Source organism: Aquabacter sp. (assembly GCF_965279295.1).
Lineage (GTDB): Bacteria > Pseudomonadota > Alphaproteobacteria > Rhizobiales > Xanthobacteraceae > Aquabacter.
This window is the reverse complement of the sequence record NZ_CBDIHQ010000018.1, coordinates 530,335-545,651: the sequence shown is the minus strand read 5'-3', so window position 1 is coordinate 545,651 and position 15,317 is coordinate 530,335. Positions and strand designations below refer to the sequence as shown.

General features: G+C 64.1%; 15 protein-coding genes. 10 read left to right on the top strand and 5 right to left on the bottom strand.

The window, feature by feature from the left end; genetic code table 11:
* Positions 1 to 17 precede the first annotated feature (17 nt).
* The 8 genes from hflX to lpdA all read left to right on the top strand — a co-directional run bounded on the left by hflX (position 18) and on the right by lpdA (position 8,257).
* Positions 18 to 1,376: a GTPase HflX gene (gene hflX / locus ADADO0_RS20500; protein ID WP_511307043.1), complete on the top strand. Its 1,359-nt coding sequence runs from the start codon at positions 18 to 20 to the stop codon at positions 1,374 to 1,376.
* A 93-nt stretch (positions 1,377 to 1,469) separates the two neighbouring features.
* On the top strand, positions 1,470 to 1,748 hold the full coding sequence (locus ADADO0_RS20495; RefSeq protein WP_511307042.1) for an FtsB family cell division protein: 279 nt from the start codon (positions 1,470 to 1,472) through the stop codon (positions 1,746 to 1,748).
* Positions 1,749 to 1,912: 164 nt separating this feature from the next.
* Positions 1,913 to 2,938 carry a pyruvate dehydrogenase (acetyl-transferring) E1 component subunit alpha gene (pdhA, locus tag ADADO0_RS20490; RefSeq protein WP_511307041.1) on the top strand — a complete coding sequence of 342 codons (1,026 nt, stop codon included), beginning with the start codon at positions 1,913 to 1,915 and terminating at the stop codon, positions 2,936 to 2,938.
* 18 nt (positions 2,939 to 2,956) lie between these two features.
* Positions 2,957 to 3,286, top strand: coding sequence for a hypothetical protein (locus tag ADADO0_RS20485; protein ID WP_511307040.1), 330 nt, complete (start codon positions 2,957 to 2,959; stop codon positions 3,284 to 3,286).
* A gap of 5 nt (positions 3,287 to 3,291) precedes the next feature.
* On the top strand, positions 3,292 to 4,680 hold the full coding sequence (locus ADADO0_RS20480) for a pyruvate dehydrogenase complex E1 component subunit beta (protein WP_511307039.1): 1,389 nt from the start codon (positions 3,292 to 3,294) through the stop codon (positions 4,678 to 4,680).
* A gap of 169 nt (positions 4,681 to 4,849) precedes the next feature.
* The gene (locus tag ADADO0_RS20475) at positions 4,850 to 6,226 is read left to right on the top strand and encodes a pyruvate dehydrogenase complex dihydrolipoamide acetyltransferase (protein WP_511307038.1); all 1,377 of its coding nucleotides are present in this window, start codon (positions 4,850 to 4,852) and stop codon (positions 6,224 to 6,226) included.
* A 44-nt stretch (positions 6,227 to 6,270) separates the two neighbouring features.
* Positions 6,271 to 6,849, top strand: a complete 579-nt coding sequence (locus ADADO0_RS20470; RefSeq protein ID WP_511307037.1) for a nucleoside 2-deoxyribosyltransferase — start codon at positions 6,271 to 6,273, stop codon at positions 6,847 to 6,849.
* Positions 6,842 to 8,257 carry a dihydrolipoyl dehydrogenase gene (gene lpdA, locus ADADO0_RS20465; protein WP_511307036.1) on the top strand — a complete coding sequence of 472 codons (1,416 nt, stop codon included), beginning with the start codon at positions 6,842 to 6,844 and terminating at the stop codon, positions 8,255 to 8,257. Before ADADO0_RS20470 ends, lpdA begins: the two co-directional genes overlap by 8 nt.
* 67 nt (positions 8,258 to 8,324) lie before the next feature.
* On the opposite strand, the gene ADADO0_RS20460 is transcribed toward lpdA, so the two are convergent.
* Genes ADADO0_RS20460 through pabB form a run of 3 tightly spaced genes read right to left on the bottom strand, consistent with a single transcriptional unit; the run spans position 8,325 to position 10,476 of the window.
* Entirely contained in the window at positions 8,325 to 8,768 is a 444-nt protein-coding gene (locus ADADO0_RS20460) for an aminotransferase class IV (protein ID WP_511307035.1), read from the bottom strand.
* Entirely contained in the window at positions 8,723 to 9,109 is a 387-nt protein-coding gene (locus ADADO0_RS20455; protein WP_511307034.1) for an aminotransferase class IV, read from the bottom strand. The genes ADADO0_RS20460 and ADADO0_RS20455 overlap by 46 nt, the downstream gene beginning before the upstream one ends.
* On the bottom strand, positions 9,106 to 10,476 hold the full coding sequence (pabB, locus tag ADADO0_RS20450; RefSeq protein ID WP_511307033.1) for an aminodeoxychorismate synthase component I: 1,371 nt from the start codon (positions 10,474 to 10,476) through the stop codon (positions 9,106 to 9,108). The genes ADADO0_RS20455 and pabB overlap by 4 nt, the downstream gene beginning before the upstream one ends.
* Before the next feature lie 186 nt (positions 10,477 to 10,662).
* Here pabB and ADADO0_RS20445 point away from each other — a divergent pair, with 186 nt between their 5' ends.
* Positions 10,663 to 11,418, top strand: a complete 756-nt coding sequence (locus ADADO0_RS20445) for an AzlC family ABC transporter permease (protein ID WP_511307032.1) — start codon at positions 10,663 to 10,665, stop codon at positions 11,416 to 11,418.
* Positions 11,415 to 11,759 (top strand): AzlD domain-containing protein, encoded by a 345-nt coding sequence (locus ADADO0_RS20440; protein ID WP_511307031.1) that lies wholly within the window; start codon positions 11,415 to 11,417, stop codon positions 11,757 to 11,759. Before ADADO0_RS20445 ends, ADADO0_RS20440 begins: the two co-directional genes overlap by 4 nt.
* 13 nt (positions 11,760 to 11,772) lie before the next feature.
* Here the strand turns inward: ADADO0_RS20440 and ADADO0_RS20435 are convergent, their stop codons facing one another.
* Positions 11,773 to 13,752: a PhoX family protein gene (locus ADADO0_RS20435; RefSeq protein WP_511307030.1), complete on the bottom strand. Its 1,980-nt coding sequence runs from the start codon at positions 13,750 to 13,752 to the stop codon at positions 11,773 to 11,775.
* Between the two features lie 141 nt (positions 13,753 to 13,893).
* Positions 13,894 to 15,303: a type I glutamate--ammonia ligase gene (gene glnA, locus ADADO0_RS20430; protein ID WP_511307029.1), complete on the bottom strand. Its 1,410-nt coding sequence runs from the start codon at positions 15,301 to 15,303 to the stop codon at positions 13,894 to 13,896.
* Positions 15,304 to 15,317: the final 14 nt, after the last annotated feature.

Sequence of the window (15,317 nt, the reverse complement as noted above, 5' to 3'; positions counted from 1 at the left end):
GCGTGGAGCGCCAATCTTTGAAGGGTGCAGCCGGGCCGGGGAAAGGCTTCGACCGTCAGGCCCCGACCGTCCGCTGCGCCGTCATCACCCCATCCTTCACCAAGCGCGCCGCGCGCGGCCTGGATGAACGCCGCTCTCCCGAGGCCCGCCTCGAGGAGGCGGTGGGGCTTGCGCTCGCCATTGATCTGGAGGTGGTTTATCGCGGCCTTATCTCGCTGGGCGAGGTGAAGCCGGCGACTTATCTGGGCTCCGGCAAAGTGGAAGAGGTCGCGGGCATTGTCGCGGCGGAGGAGGTCGGCCTTGTCTTTTTCGATGCTGCGCTTTCGCCGGTGCAGCAACGAAATCTGGAAAAGGCTTGGTCCACCAAGGTGGTAGACCGCACCGCGCTGATTCTGGAAATCTTTGGCCAGCGCGCCCGCACCAAGGAAGGCGCGCTCCAGGTGGAGCTTGCACACCTGAACTACCAGCGTTCGCGCCTGGTACGATCCTGGACCCATCTTGAGCGCCAGCGCGGTGGATTCGGCTTCCTTGGTGGGCCCGGAGAGACACAGATCGAGGCGGATCGACGCCAGATCGGCGACCGTATCATCCGCATCGAGAAGGACCTTGAACAGGTGAAGCGCACCCGCGCCCTCCACCGCACCAGCCGCAGGCGGGTGCCTTATCCGGTGGTGGCTTTGGTGGGTTATACCAACGCCGGCAAGTCGACCCTCTTCAATCGCCTGACCCGCTCCGAGGTGATGGCGCAGGACCTGTTGTTCGCAACGCTCGATCCCACGTTGCGCAGCGTGGACCTGCCGCACGGAACGCGGATCATTCTCTCCGACACCGTGGGCTTCATCTCCGAACTGCCGACACAGCTTGTCGCCGCCTTTCGCGCCACGCTGGAAGAGGTGATCGAGGCAGACGTTATTCTGCATGTGCGCGACATGTCCCATCCCGACAGCGATGCTCAGGCGCAGGATGTGCGCGATGTGCTCACCGAACTGGGCATTGAGGTCGAGGCGTCGGGGCGGATGGTGGAGGTCTGGAACAAGATTGATCTCCTCCCCGAAGAGGCGCGCGAGCAACTCTCCAATACCGCTGGGCGCATCGACCTGGGTGATCGCCCAGTTCTGGTATCCGCTTTGACCGGCGAGGGCACCGGCGACCTGCTTGATGTAGCGGAGCGGATGATAACGGCCGGACGGGTGATGCTGGACGTCACCATTCCTGTGGAGGATGGCGAGGGCCTCGGCTGGCTTTATCGCCATGGCGAAGTTCTGGAGCGGCGCACCGATGACACGGGCGAGATGCATGTGGCCCTGCGCATCCTGCCAGAGCGCGCTGCGCTGGTGAAACGGCGCTTTGGAGCGGCGCGGGTGCATAAGGCTTAGGTTTTCCCGCAATCCTTTAACGAGGCGGCAACCAGCCTGTCCTAATTGTAGGGCATGCAGACCCGCTCGCGCTTCCGCTCTGTGCTCTCCGTCATGGCGCTCTACGTCGTGGCCGGAGGCGTCATCGCCTACTTCGCCTATCACGCCTACAGCGGCGACCATGGCCTGCGCGCGAAGCGAACCTATGAGCAGGACGCCGCGCAATTGGAAGCCGAGCTTGCAAAGCTCAAGGCAACGCGCCGGGCGATCGAGAACAAAGTCTCGCTTCTGGATGCCCAGCGCCTCGACCCCGATCTGCTCGACGAGCAGGGGCGGCGGCAGCTGGATTTTGTCCACGCGAAGGACGTTGTGCTCCTGAAACCGCAAAAATAAACCGAAGATAAGTTCACGAGGCAAATGAACTAAAATTCAGTTCAAGTGAGCAATATCAAGCATTTGCAACATGTTGCGGTGCAGCACAGCACAAATGGCGCTTTGAGGCCTCGTGCAGGTGCGCTAGAGCTTCTTCAGGTTTAAGCGTTTGCCTGAGGATGACGATGGCTACCAAACGACCCGCCGCTAAGGCGGCTGCGCGTGCCGAAGCGGTACCCGGAGAGGTACCGGCCTTCTCCAAGGAGCAGGAAGTCAACGCATATCGGGAGATGCTCCTGATCCGCCGCTTCGAGGAGAAGGCGGGGCAGATGTATGGCATGGGCCTCATCGGCGGCTTCTGCCACCTCTATATCGGCCAGGAGGCCGTTGTGGTGGGCATGCAGATGGCGATGAAGACCGGCGATCAGGTGATCACTGGATATCGCGACCATGGGCATATGCTGGCCACCGGCATGGAGTCTCGGGGCGTCATGGCCGAACTGACCGGCCGGCGCGGTGGGTATTCCCACGGCAAGGGCGGCTCGATGCATATGTTCAGCATCGAGAAGCAGTTCTTCGGCGGCCACGGCATCGTCGGCGCCCAGGTTTCGCTCGGCACCGGCCTCGCCTTCGCAAATCACTACCGCGACAATGGCGCTGTCTCCGTCACCTATTTCGGTGATGGCGCGGCGAACCAGGGCCAGGTCTACGAGAGCTTCAACATGGCCGAGCTGTGGAAGCTGCCGGTCGTGTATGTGATCGAGAACAACAAATACGCCATGGGAACGGCTGTGAGCCGCGCCTCGGCCCAAACCGACTTCTCCAAGCGCGGCGCCTCCTTCAACATCCCCGGCGAGCAGGTGGATGGCATGGACGTGCGCGCGGTGAAGGCGGCCGGTGAGCGTGCGCTCGCTTTCGCCCGCGAAGGCAATGGCCCCTATATCCTGGAAATGCAGACCTACCGCTATCGCGGCCACTCCATGTCCGATCCGGCGAAATACAGGTCGAAGGAGGAGGTCCAGAAGATGCGGACCGAGCACGACCCCATCGAGCAGGTGCGCGCGCGGCTACTGGAAGGCAATTTGGCCACCGAGGAAGATCTGAAGAAGGTCGACGCGCAGATCCGCGACATCGTCAACGAGGCTGCGGACTTCGCCAGCCACGATCCAGAGCCCGATCCCTCGGAGCTTTATACCGACGTGTTGCGCTAGTCGGCGGGGCATCGGGAAATGGAAAAGATAGCCCTTATCCTGATCCTGCTCTCCGTGGTCGGCATTGCCGCGAGTTGGGGCGTTGCGGTCTATGAAGGCACGCTCGCCGAGGAGGCGCTTGGCGCCGTGAGCATTCCGCGGCGGGCGCAGATCATCATCTGGCCGTTCGCCTCGAAGGGGCGGATGAACCCGGCCAATGCGCACGGACGGCGGGCCGGCAAGGCTCAGATCGTTCTCATCGCCTCCGTCATGGTCGCGGTCGCCGCGACCTCCGTTTACACCAATCTCACACATGAGCGTCCCGCCAAGGCTGCGTCAGCGGCCGGCACGGCGCCGAGCCAGAGCTGACAGCCATGCCCATCGACATCCTCATGCCGGCTCTTTCTCCCACTATGGAGAAAGGCAACCTTACCAAGTGGGTGAAGAAGGAAGGCGACGCCGTGAAGTCCGGCGACGTCATTGCCGAAATCGAGACCGACAAGGCGACCATGGAAGTGGAAGCGGTCGATGAGGGTTTCCTCGGCAAGATCCTGGTGCCGGAAGGCACCCAGGACGTGGCCGTGAATACCCCCATCGCGACCATCCTGGCCGATGGCGAGGATGCCAACGCCGCGCCCGCTCCTGAGAAGGTGGCCGAGCCTGCGCCTTCGCCGGCGGCAGCCGCCGCTCCCGAGCCGCAGAAGGCGCCGGCTCCGTCGGCCGTCGCCGCCCCGCCCAAGGTGGAGATTCAGCCTGACGTGGATGTGCCGGCCGGCACCGAGATGGTGACGATGACCGTGCGCGAGGCGCTGCGCGATGCGATGGCCGAGGAAATGCGCCGAGACGCTGATGTCTTCGTCATGGGCGAGGAAGTCGCCGAATATCAGGGCGCCTATAAGATCACCCAGGGCCTGCTTCAGGAGTTCGGTCCCCGCCGCGTTGTCGATACACCCATCACCGAGCACGGCTTTGCCGGCATGGGCGTCGGCGCGGCCATGGCCGGCCTCAAGCCCATCATCGAGTTCATGACATTCAACTTCGCCATGCAGGCGATCGACCAGATCATCAACTCGGCCGCCAAGACGCTTTATATGTCCGGCGGGCAGGTGCACTGTTCCGTGGTGTTCCGCGGCCCCAACGGGGCAGCAGCGCGCGTTGGGGCCCAGCACAGCCAGGATTATGCGTCCTGGTACAGCCACGTTCCCGGCCTCAAGGTGGTCGCGCCCTATAGCGCGGCGGACGCGAAGGGGCTTCTGAAGGCGGCGATCCGCGACCCCAATCCGGTGATCTTCCTGGAAAACGAAATCCTGTACGGCCACTCGTTCGAGGTGCCCAAGCTGGATGATTATGTGGTGCCAATCGGCAAGGCACGCATCGCCCGGCCGGGCAAGGATGTGACGCTGGTGGCATGGTCCATCGGCATGACCTATGCGCTGAAGGCGGCCGAGGAATTGGCCAAGCAGGGCATCGATGCGGAAGTTATCGACCTGCGCACCATTCGTCCCATGGACGTGCCCACCATCGTCGCCTCGGTGAAGAAGACCGGCCGCTGCGTGACCGTGGAAGAAAGCTGGCCCCAGTCCGGCGTCGGCGCCGAGATCGTCGCGAAGCTTATGTCGGAAGCGTTCGACTATCTGGACGCTCCGGTGCTGCGCGTGACCGGCAAGGACGTACCCATGCCGTATGCCGCGAACCTCGAAAAGCTCGCCCTGCCTTCCGTCGCCGACGTGATCGCAGCGGTGCACGCGGTTACGTATCGCTGAGCACGCTGGGCGCCAGCCTCGAGTATCGCGGGATATGCCATCGCGGACCCGGTGGTCTTACGAGAACGAAACGGTCGAGGCCCGCAGGGCTCGCCGCCGGTCTTTCGGGATGCCGTTTACGATTGAACAAGCCAACGCGCCGCTGGCGCTGAACGGGTGAGCTGAAGCAATGCCCATCGAAATCCTGATGCCGGCCCTGTCTCCTACCATGGAGAAGGGCAACCTCGCCAAGTGGCTCAAGAAGGAAGGCGACAGCGTCAAGTCCGGCGATGTGATCGCCGAGATCGAGACCGACAAGGCCACCATGGAAGTGGAGTCCATCGACGAGGGGATCATTGCCAAGATCTTGGTTCCCGAGGGGACACAGGACGTGCCGGTGAACCAGCTCATCGCCGTGCTCGCCAGCGAAGGCGAGGACGTGAAGGCCACTGCCGCCGCCGCTGGTGGCGCAAAGCCCGCCGCTGCGGCGGCTCCGGCCCCTGTGGCCGCTGCCGCGCCGGCTGCTGCTCCGACCGCTTCAGCCCCAGTTGCCGCACCGGCCGCTGCCGCGGAGCCGGCGCCAGCTCCCGCTGTAAGCGGGCAGGGCGAGCGCATCTTTGCCTCACCGCTCGCCCGCCGTCTTGCCAAGGAAAAAGGTGTGGATCTGGCCGCGCTGTCGGGCTCCGGTCCGCACGGCCGCATCGTCGCGCGCGATCTAGATGGTGCCCAGTCTGGTGCGAAGCCGGCCGCTGCGCCAGCGGCTGCTCCGGTTGCCGCCGCTCCCGTTGCTGCTGCCGCGCCCGCTCCCAAAGCTACGGCCACCGCGCCGGGCCCCGAGCAGGTCAAAGCGCTCTACGAAAAGGGCACTTACGAGGAAGTCCCGCTCGACGGAATGCGCAAGACCATCGCCAAGCGGCTGGTGGAGAGCGAGCAACTGACGCCCACCTTCACACTCTCGGTGGATTGCGATCTCGATGACCTGATGAAGCTGCGCGAGACGGTGAACGCCACGGCGCCGAAGGACAAGGACGGCAAGCCAACCTACCGCGTCTCCGTAAACGACTTCATCATCAAGGCGCTGGCGCTGGCACTCCAGAAGGTACCCGCCGCAAACGCGGTGTGGGCCGAGGACCGCATCCTGCGCATGAAGCATTCGGACGTGGGTGTTGCGGTCGCCATTGAGGGCGGCCTGTTCGCCCCGCTCGTCAAGAAGGCAGAGACCAAGACGCTTTCCGCCATCTCCAACGAGATGCGCGACCTTGCCGGCCGCGCCCGCACCAAGAAGCTGAAGCCCGAGGAATATTCTGGCGGCGCCACGTCCATCTCCAACCTGGGCATGATGGGCATCCGGAATTTCACCGCGATCATCAACGCCCCGCAATCCTCCATAATCGCCATCGGCGCATCGGAGCAGCGTGCCGTGGTGCGTGGCGGCGAGATCAAGATCGCGACCCAGATGACCGCGACCATTACCTGCGACCACCGCGTCATGGACGGTGCGCTGGGCGCGGAGCTTCTCGGGGCCTTCAAGGACTATGTCGAGAAGCCCTTCGCGATGCTGGTGTGAGACCCGCCGGGCGGTGACAGCCGCCCGGATAAGGATGCGCGGGGATGAAGCTTTATCTCGCTGGGCCGGAGGTCTTCCTCGATGACGCTAGGGATATCGGCCGGCGCAAGGTGGAGCTGTGCACTCTGTACGGTTTCACCGGCCTTTACCCGCTCGACAACGGGCTCGCCCCGGGCCTGCCGGGCGCGAGCCGTCGAATCTTCGAGGCCAATGTCCGCATGATGCGCGCCGCTGAAGCCGTCATCGCCAACCTGTCCCCATTCCGGGGCGTGAGCGCGGATGCCGGCACGGTGTTCGAGTTGGGCTTCTGTTTTGCGCTTGGAAAGGTCGTGATTGGCTATTCCGGCACGCCGGAAAATCTGGTCGTCCGCACGCGTCGGGCGATCGGCGCCGGCCAGCATCAGGCGGCGCCGCTGGCGGATGGGATGCATGTGGAGGATTTCGATCTTCCGGACAATCTCATGCTCGCCGAAGCGGCGATCCTCGGGGGCTACCCGATTCTGGTCCCGGAGGCGCCGGTGGCGGACCCCTGGCGCGATTTGAATTTGTTTGAAGCGGCCCTGGCGGCCCTGAAGTCACAGACATTTCCGCGCGCTGCGCGGCAAGGAGACGGCAATGGCTGACACCTATGACGTGATCATCATCGGCGGCGGACCCGGCGGCTATGTGGCAGCCATTCGTTCGGCGCAGCTGGGCTTTAAGACCGCCGTGGTGGAAAAGGCCCATCTCGGCGGCATCTGCCTCAACTGGGGCTGTATTCCCACCAAGGCGCTGCTGCGCTCGGCCGAAATCTACCACTACATGGAGCACGCCAAGGATTACGGCCTCTCCGCCGAAAACATCGGCTTCGACGCTGCCGCCGTGGTGAAGCGCTCGCGCGGGGTGTCGCAGCAGCTCAACACCGGCGTCGGCTTCCTGATGAAGAAGAACAAGATCGACGTGATCTGGGGCACCGCCAAGATCACGTCGCCGGGCAAGCTCTCGGTGGTGGCCGCCGAAAACCCGCCCAAGGGTTCGCTCGGCGCAGGCGACTACACTGCCAAAAACATCATCGTCGCCACCGGCGCCCGCCCACGCGCGCTGCCGGGCCTGGAGCCGGACAAGAAGCTGATCTGGACCTATTTCGAGGCCATGGTGCCGGAGAAGATGCCCAAGACCTTGCTGGTGATGGGCTCGGGCGCCATCGGCATCGAGTTCGCGTCGTTCTACAAGACAATGGGCTGCGACGTGACCGTGGTGGAAGTGCTGCCGCAGATTCTGCCGGTCGAGGATGAGGAAATCTCCGCCCACGCCCGCAAGCGGTTTGAAAAGCAGGGCATGAAGATCATGACCGGCGCCAAGGTGACGGGCATCACCAAGCACCCCGACAGCCTCACCGCGCATATCGAGGATGCCAAGGGCGCGAAGATCGACCGGACCGTTGACCGGATGATCTCGGCGGTGGGCGTGGTGGGCAACGTTGACGGCCTGGGGCTGGAAGCCATCGGTGTCAAGATCGAGCGCGGCACCATTGTCACCGACGGGCTCGGCCGCACCAATGTGCCGGGCGTGTGGGCGATCGGCGACGTGGCCGGCCCGCCGATGCTCGCGCACAAGGCGGAGCATGAAGGCGTGATCTGCGTCGAGACCATCAAGGGTCTCCATACGCATGCCATGGACAAGAACATGATCCCCGGCTGCACCTACTGCGTGCCGCAGATCGCCTCTGTGGGTCTCACCGAGAAGAAGGCCAAGGAGCAGGGCCGCGAAATACGCGTCGGCCGCTTCCCCTTCGTCGGCAACGGCAAGGCGATTGCGCTCGGCGAGCCCGAGGGGCTGGTGAAGACCATCTTCGATAAGAAGACGGGCCAGCTTCTCGGCGCGCACATGGTCGGTGCGGAAGTCACCGAACTGATCCAGGGCTTCGTCATCGCCATGAACCTGGAGACCACGGAAGAAGACCTGATGCATGCGGTCTTTCCGCATCCGACCCTCTCGGAAACCATGCACGAGAGCGTGCTGGATGCGTACGGCCGGGTGATTCACACCTGAGGACCAACGCCGACGGGAGCGGCGAGTTCGCTCCTGTCCTCCACGAGCGTGCAGGCTGGCGGGAAATTTACCCCAGCTTGGCCCGCATGGCCTGCGCGACGCTGAAATCGGATAACGATTGCCCCTCAAGTGCGGCGACGGATCGAATACCCAGGCTGCTCGTGAGGAAGATTTCCCTCGCCCCTGTCAGATTGGCCGGTGTCAGTGTCCCCTCCTGCGCCCCCGCCCTCAACACTTCGGCACGCATGATCCCGGGGAGGGCACCATCGCGAAGCGGCGGGGTCAGGATCTCACCTTCTAGCACCGCGAAAAGGTTGGCGATGGTCGTCTCCGCCACGCGCTCGCGCGTGTTCAGCAGCACGGCGTCGTCCACCCCGCGTGCAGCGGCTTCTTGCCGGGCGAGGATATTGTCCAGATAGTTCAGCGACTTAACCCCTGCCAACGGCGAGAATTCATTGCGTCGTGTCACACGAGCAATGATGAGCCGTGCGGGCGGGGGAGGGGGAGCCATGGGCGCGGCGGTGATGAGGACGGTGGCGCGGGCTCAGCAGGTGGCAGCACGCCGCGCGGGCCGACGCCGCGGGTCACGGTCAGCCGCAACACCCCCGACGCAAGCGCGTTTGCCTCCAAAGTGTCAGTGAGGGCAACGCCGAAATCGACGTCGGGCAGCTGGAGGCCGATTATCCCGGCCCCAACGCGAAGACGGGAGAGATGGGCGGCCAGCCGCAGCACGCAGCCATCGCGCGCCTGCATGGTCTCGAACAGCCCATCGCCCAGCGTGAAGCCACGGTCGGCGGAAGAAATCAGGGCGTGATCAGCGTCCATCACGGCACCATTGAGCCAGACTTTCATGGAGCCTCCCCGGTCACGGCCCGTAGCATCGGCGCAATCTTCACCATGCTTTCCTCGTATTCGCCCGCCGGATCGGAATCCGCGACGATCCCCCCACCGGCCTGGGCGATCAGCGTCTCGCCCGAGCGCACCAGCGTGCGGATGACGATGGAACTGTCCATCGCGCCATCGAGGCCGATCCAGCCGATGGCGCCGCAATACGGACCACGCGGCACCGTCTCCAGTTCGTGGATGATCTCCATGGCGCGGATTTTCGGAGCGCCCGTCACTGAGCCGCCTGGAAAGCACGCCCGCAGCAAATCAAGCGGACCAAGGCCAGGCGCAAGTCTGCTCTCCACCGCCGAGACCAGATGATGCACGGAGGCGAATGTTTCCAACCCGTTCAGAACGGGGACCCGCACGCTGCCCAGCGCCGATACTCGGCCAAGATCGTTACGCATGAGATCGACGATCATCAAATTCTCGGCCCGATCTTTCGGGCTCGCCAGAAGCTCCGCCGCCAGGGCGGCATCGCGCTCTGGGTCGGCATCGCGTGGGCGCGTGCCCTTGATGGGCCGGGTCTCGATCGCGCCATTGGAGGTGAGGCTGAGAAATCGCTCTGGCGAGGCGCTGATGACTGAGTGTTCGGCCCCGCATCTCAGCAATGCCGCGAACGGCGCCGGGCTAAGCGCGCGCAGGCGGAGATACAGCTCGAGATCCGAAAGTCCCTCGGGTCGCGCCGCGCGCATGCGCTGTGTGATGTTCGCCTGGAAGATGTCGCCGGCGCGAATGTACTCGATTGCACGGGCGATGCCGGCCTCGACCTCCGGCCGGGTCTGTCCGGCCTGCCAGGTTCCCCGCGCTGTCCAATCGGGGCTAGGTGCGTCCTCGGACGGCGCCTGGGCGAGCCGGGAGAGCACCCGTTCAAGACGTCCCGAGGGTCCGCTGGACAGGGCATAAGCGGCTTGAAGTTCATGGTCGAAGGCCAGAATGGTGTCGTATAGGCCCACCATCATGTCCGGCATCGCTTTGCCCGCCGCCATATCCCGCTTGGGTGCAGGTAGGCGCTCCATATGCCGGCCGAGTTCGTATCCGAAGAAACCCACCGCCCCAGTGCGGAATGGCACCGGGCAGTCGCCATCCGGCGGCGGGAGCTTCGACAGTTCGCGCTTCAAGATAGCGATGGGGTCGCCTGCCGCTGACTGCCCATCCACACGCGTGCCGTCCCGATCAGCGACGATCACGCTGTGTGGCTCGACGGCGATATAGGAATAGCGCCCCCGCCCGCCGTCCCGCGCACTGCTTTCCAGCAGGGCGGCGACCGGATCGTCCGCGAACGGCGCAAAGGCGGCCGTTGGCTCACGATAGATGATGGGTCGGATGCGCACGGGTGGCGACTCTCGTGGAACGGCGGCACTTGCCTTCTACGATCATATGATACCGCAGAGAAAGCGCGGCCGTGCTCCGACGCATGGGCCGTGCCCAAGCTCTGCGTTCCCGCGGGTAGCGTCGGCGGGACGAGGTGGTAGGTTGAAACGAAATAGCGCCGCCAGGCGCGCTATCAGCGAGTGCCCGTGTCGTCTCCCGAAACCCTCCCTGAACCATCGCCAGCCGACATCAACAAGTCCGTCTCCCGCTGGTATCTCGCGGGCTTCCGCGATGCGTTTTCGGTTCCGGGGTTTGTTTTGTTTGCCGGCTATATCGGGTACGGCGGACTGATCCAAGGCATTGGATTTCCATTCTTCGCGGGGATGCTCTCGACGCTCCTCATCTGGGCGCTGCCGGCGCAGATCATCCTCATCGGTGGGCTCGCGACCGGGACCGGGCTCCTGCCTATCGGGTTGGCCGTGACCCTCTCCTCCATGCGGCTGTTGCCGATGGTGGTGTCGCTCGCGCCCTTCATGCGGAGTACGCGCAGTTCGCTCTGGAAAGAACTGCTCGCGGCGCATCTCGTCGCCATGACCATGTGGGCGGAGGGGCAGCGCCTGCTGCCCAAGATGCCGCCCGCCGGCCGATTCCCGTTCATTCTCGGCCTGGGTTCGGGGTTTCTTGCCATATCCATCGTGGCGACCGCCATCGGGTATCAACTGGCGGGCGAGCTTCCACCCGCAATGGCCGTGGGCTTGTTGTTTCTCAGCCCCATTTCCTTCACGCTTTTGATGATCCGCGGGTCCGATACAGTCACCGACTGGTGCGCGCTGGCCTTTGGCTTCCTCACGACACCATTCGTCGCAGGTATGAGCGGCGGCGCGGACTTGATGATCAGCGGCGTCGGTGGCGGAACGCTCGCCTATCTCATCGGCCGAGCGGTGCGCCGGAGGCGGGCATGATCCAGCTTAGCGAGTGGCATGCCATTCTCATCGTGTTGCTGGTCGGCTTCCTGCCCACCGAGATGTGGCGTTCGCTGGCAGTCATCGCCGGGCGGCGGGTGCACGAGGGCGGCGAGCTTCTGGCCTGGGTGCGGGCTGTGGCGGCTGCGCTACTGGCGGCGGTCGTGGCGCGGCTGATCTTCGTGCCCACCGGCCCGCTGGTGGACATGCCGCTCTGGCTGCGGATCTTCTGCATTCTGTGCGGCATTGCTGGCTTTCTGGCCTTCCGCGGCTCGGTGTTCGTGGGCGTGGTTGTGGCAGAGGCCGTCCTGATCGGCGGGGCATGGCTGATTCTGCATTGAGAACAGCCGCCCGCTATGTCCCGACCCGTCCTCCGCCGATCCTGGAGATCGCTACCACCGAGGGGCGTGGCGGCATGCCGGGTTTGAAATCCGGCCATCGGGTCGAGGGATCATCAAACGAGGATAGGCGTCCGTCCCCGCTCTCGCCGGGGTGCTGCACGGCGACAAACAACGTCGTGTCATCCGGCGTGAAGAAGGGCCCGCACATTTCCGCGCCTATCGGCACGGAGAAGAAGCGCTTGGCCGTCGCGCGCCCCGCACCTTCGGTCTCCACCCCCCATATGCCGTCGGTACGTCCCGTGTCCTTGGCGGAATTGCCATCGGTGGCAATCCAAAGCCGACCCTGGCTGTCTACTGCGCAATTGTCGGGATTCGCGAACCAACCGTAGCCGGATGTCGCGGAGGAGAAGGTCGCGCCCACGTCAGCAATGGACGGGTCGCCGCATTTCACCAGGATTTCCCAGGTGAAACGGTCGCTGGAATGGTCGCCACCTTCGGGCGCGATTTCTACGATGTGGCCGAACGCGTTCTTCGCTCGGGGATTGGCGGCGTTGGTCTCATCTTCCTTGCGGGTGTCGTTGGACGTGAGCATCACATAGACTTTGCCGGTGCTGGGATTGACCTCTACGTCTTCAGGGCGATCCATCTTGGTGGCGCCCAGCGCGTCGCTGGCGAACCTTGCCTCGATCAACACTTGCGCCTGATTGGCGAAGCCGTTCGCTTGGGTCAGCGGCCCCTGCCCGAACACCAGCGGACGCCACTCCCCGCTGCCATTGGGGTGAAACACTGCCACGGACAGGGTTCCGGCATCCAGCAGGTCACGGTTGGCGTCGCGGTTATCGGGATCGTATGGCCGCTCGGTGACGAAGCGATAGACATAATCCATCTTCTGGTCGTCGCCCTGATAGACCACGAAGCGGCCGTCACGATTCACGACATTGGCGGCGCCCTCGTGCTTGAAGCGGCCCATAGCGGTGCGCTTCTTGGGCGTGGAGGTGGGGTCGAGTGGGTCGATTTCCACCACCCAGCCGAAGCGGTTCGGTTCGTTCGGTATCTTCTCGATGTCGAAGCGGTCGTGGAAGCGCCCCCACGCATAGAGGCCGGCTGGCACGCCATATCGCTTCAGGGCGGAGCTGCGGGGATGACCATCCGGCTTGCCGAGGAAATAGACGTTGAAGTTTTCCTCGCAGGTCAGCCAAGTGCCCCATGGCGTGACGCCGCCAGCGCAATTGTTGATCGTGCCGAGAACGAACCGGCCGCTGGGATCGTCCTGGGTTTTTAGAAGTTCGTCCCCCGCCGCCGGACCCGAAAGCACCATCGGTGTGGTCGCGGTGATGCGTCGTGCGACTGGAGAATCCGCAATAAGGCGCCAGCGGCCCTGTTCACGCGCCACCTCGATGACGGAGCCGCCATGCGCCGCCATTTCAATGTCCACCCGCTCGCGCGTCATGCCGGGAAAGCCGTTTCTGGCGCGCTGCGGTCCGATGCCGGGAAACATCATCTCCGGGCTGGTGTATTCGTGGTTCACCACCATGATGCCTCGCGATGACGGATCAGCGCCCGCGCGCGGGATGAAGCCCACGAAGTCGTTGTTGTAGCCAAACTGCATGGCCTGGGCGGCGGCGCTCTGGTTCGCCGGGTCGAACGTCGGCGCGCCTGATAGCACCGGGTCTCCCCAGCGAACCAGGACGTGCGCTTCATGCCCTTCCGCAACATGGATCGTGCCGTCGGGCGCTGCGGTCAGTTCGGGGAAGGGAAAGCGCGTATCGCCCGAGGCGGGCGCTTCGGCACGGGCGGCATCGTAGGCGAGCGGGGAGAGGGTCGCGCCGATGGCGGCGACACCGAGGAGCCCCTTGAGCAGATCGCGGCGGCCGAAGCGCGCTGCGGTCACGTCTCCGAACGTGGGATTGCCCGAAGCGTTGCTCGGCGCGTCGTCATGCGCCTCGCGGGCAATGGCGAGAGGTTCGGTGTCTAGATCGCTGGGAATGCGCATCGGGCGGCTCGGTTCGGGTGCATGCCCCCATCGTAAACTGCGCGCGTGACGCCGCCACGAAACAAAAGGGGCGCCCGTGAGGGCGCCCCAGTTGGGAGGAACCTTTAAGGTCCGTGGGCGGCGCGGCGGCCGCCCTTTTGGTCAGACCGAATAGTACATTTCGAATTCGACCGGATGCGGGGTCATGTCGTACCGCATCACCTCGGTCATCTTCAGATCGATGTAGGCTTCGATGAAATCCGAAGTGAACACGCCGCCCTTCTGGAGGTAGGCGTTGTCGTCTTCCAGGGACTTCAGGGCCTCGCGCAGCGAACCGCACACGGTGGGGATCTGCTTCAGTTCCGCCGGGGGCAGGTCGTACAGATCCTTGTCCATGGCCGCGCCGGGATCGATGCGGTTCAGGATGCCATCCATGCCGGCCATGAAGAGGGCTGCGAAGGCGAGATAGGGGTTCGCGCCCGGATCGGGGAAGCGAACCTCGACGCGCTTGGCCTTCGGGTTGTTGGTGTAGGGGATACGGCAGGAGGCCGAACGGTTGCGCGCAGAATAGGCGAGCAGCACGGGGGCCTCGTAGCCGGGAACCAGCCGCTTGTAGGAATTGGTCAGCGGATTGGTGAAGGCGTTCAGCGACTTGGCATGCTTGATGATGCCGCCGATGTACCACAGGCATTCCTGGCTGAGGTCGGCATACTTGTCGCCGGCGAACAGGGGCTTGCCGTCTTTCCAGATGGACTGGTGAACGTGCATGCCGGAGCCGTTGTCGCCGAACACCGGCTTCGGCATGAAGGTCGCCGTCTTGCCGTAGATGTTGGCCACCTGGTGGATGCAGTACTTATAGATTTGCAGGTGGTCGGCCATGGTCACGAGGGGGCCGAACTTGAGGCCGAGTTCGTGCTGGGCGGAGGCCACTTCGTGGTGGTGCTTCTCGACCCTGGCGCCCATCTTGGCCATGGCGCCGAGCATCTCGGAACGCATGTCCTGGGCACTGTCGATCGGGGGAACGGGGAAGTAGCCGCCCTTGGTCTTCACGCGGTGGCCGAGGTTGCCGCCCTCGTAATCGGTGTCGCCGTTGGTCGGTAGCTCGATCGAGTCCAGCTTGAAGCCCGTGTTGTACGGGTCGGCCTTGAACTTCACGTCGTCGAAGATGAAGAATTCGGCCTCGGGGCCGAAATAGACCGCGTCGCCGATGCCAGTCGACTTGGCATAGGCTTCCGCCTTCTTGGCGATACCGCGTGGGTCGCGCGAATAGGGTTCGCCCGTCGTCGGCTCAACAACGTCGCAGACGATGGACATGGTGGTTTCGGAGAAGAACGGATCGATGCACGCCGTGGCTGGGTCCGGCATGAGCTGCATGTCGGACTCGTTGATCGCCTTCCAACCGGCAATCGATGAGCCGTCGAAGGCGGTGCCTTCCGAGAACAGCTCCTCGTCCACCATGGACAGGTCGAATGTTACGTGCTGCCACTTGCCGCGAGGATCCGTGAAGCGCAGGTCGACGTATTTAACGTCGTTCGCCTTGATCGAATCAAAGACGTCCTTGACTTTTGTCATTTTCGGAACTGCCT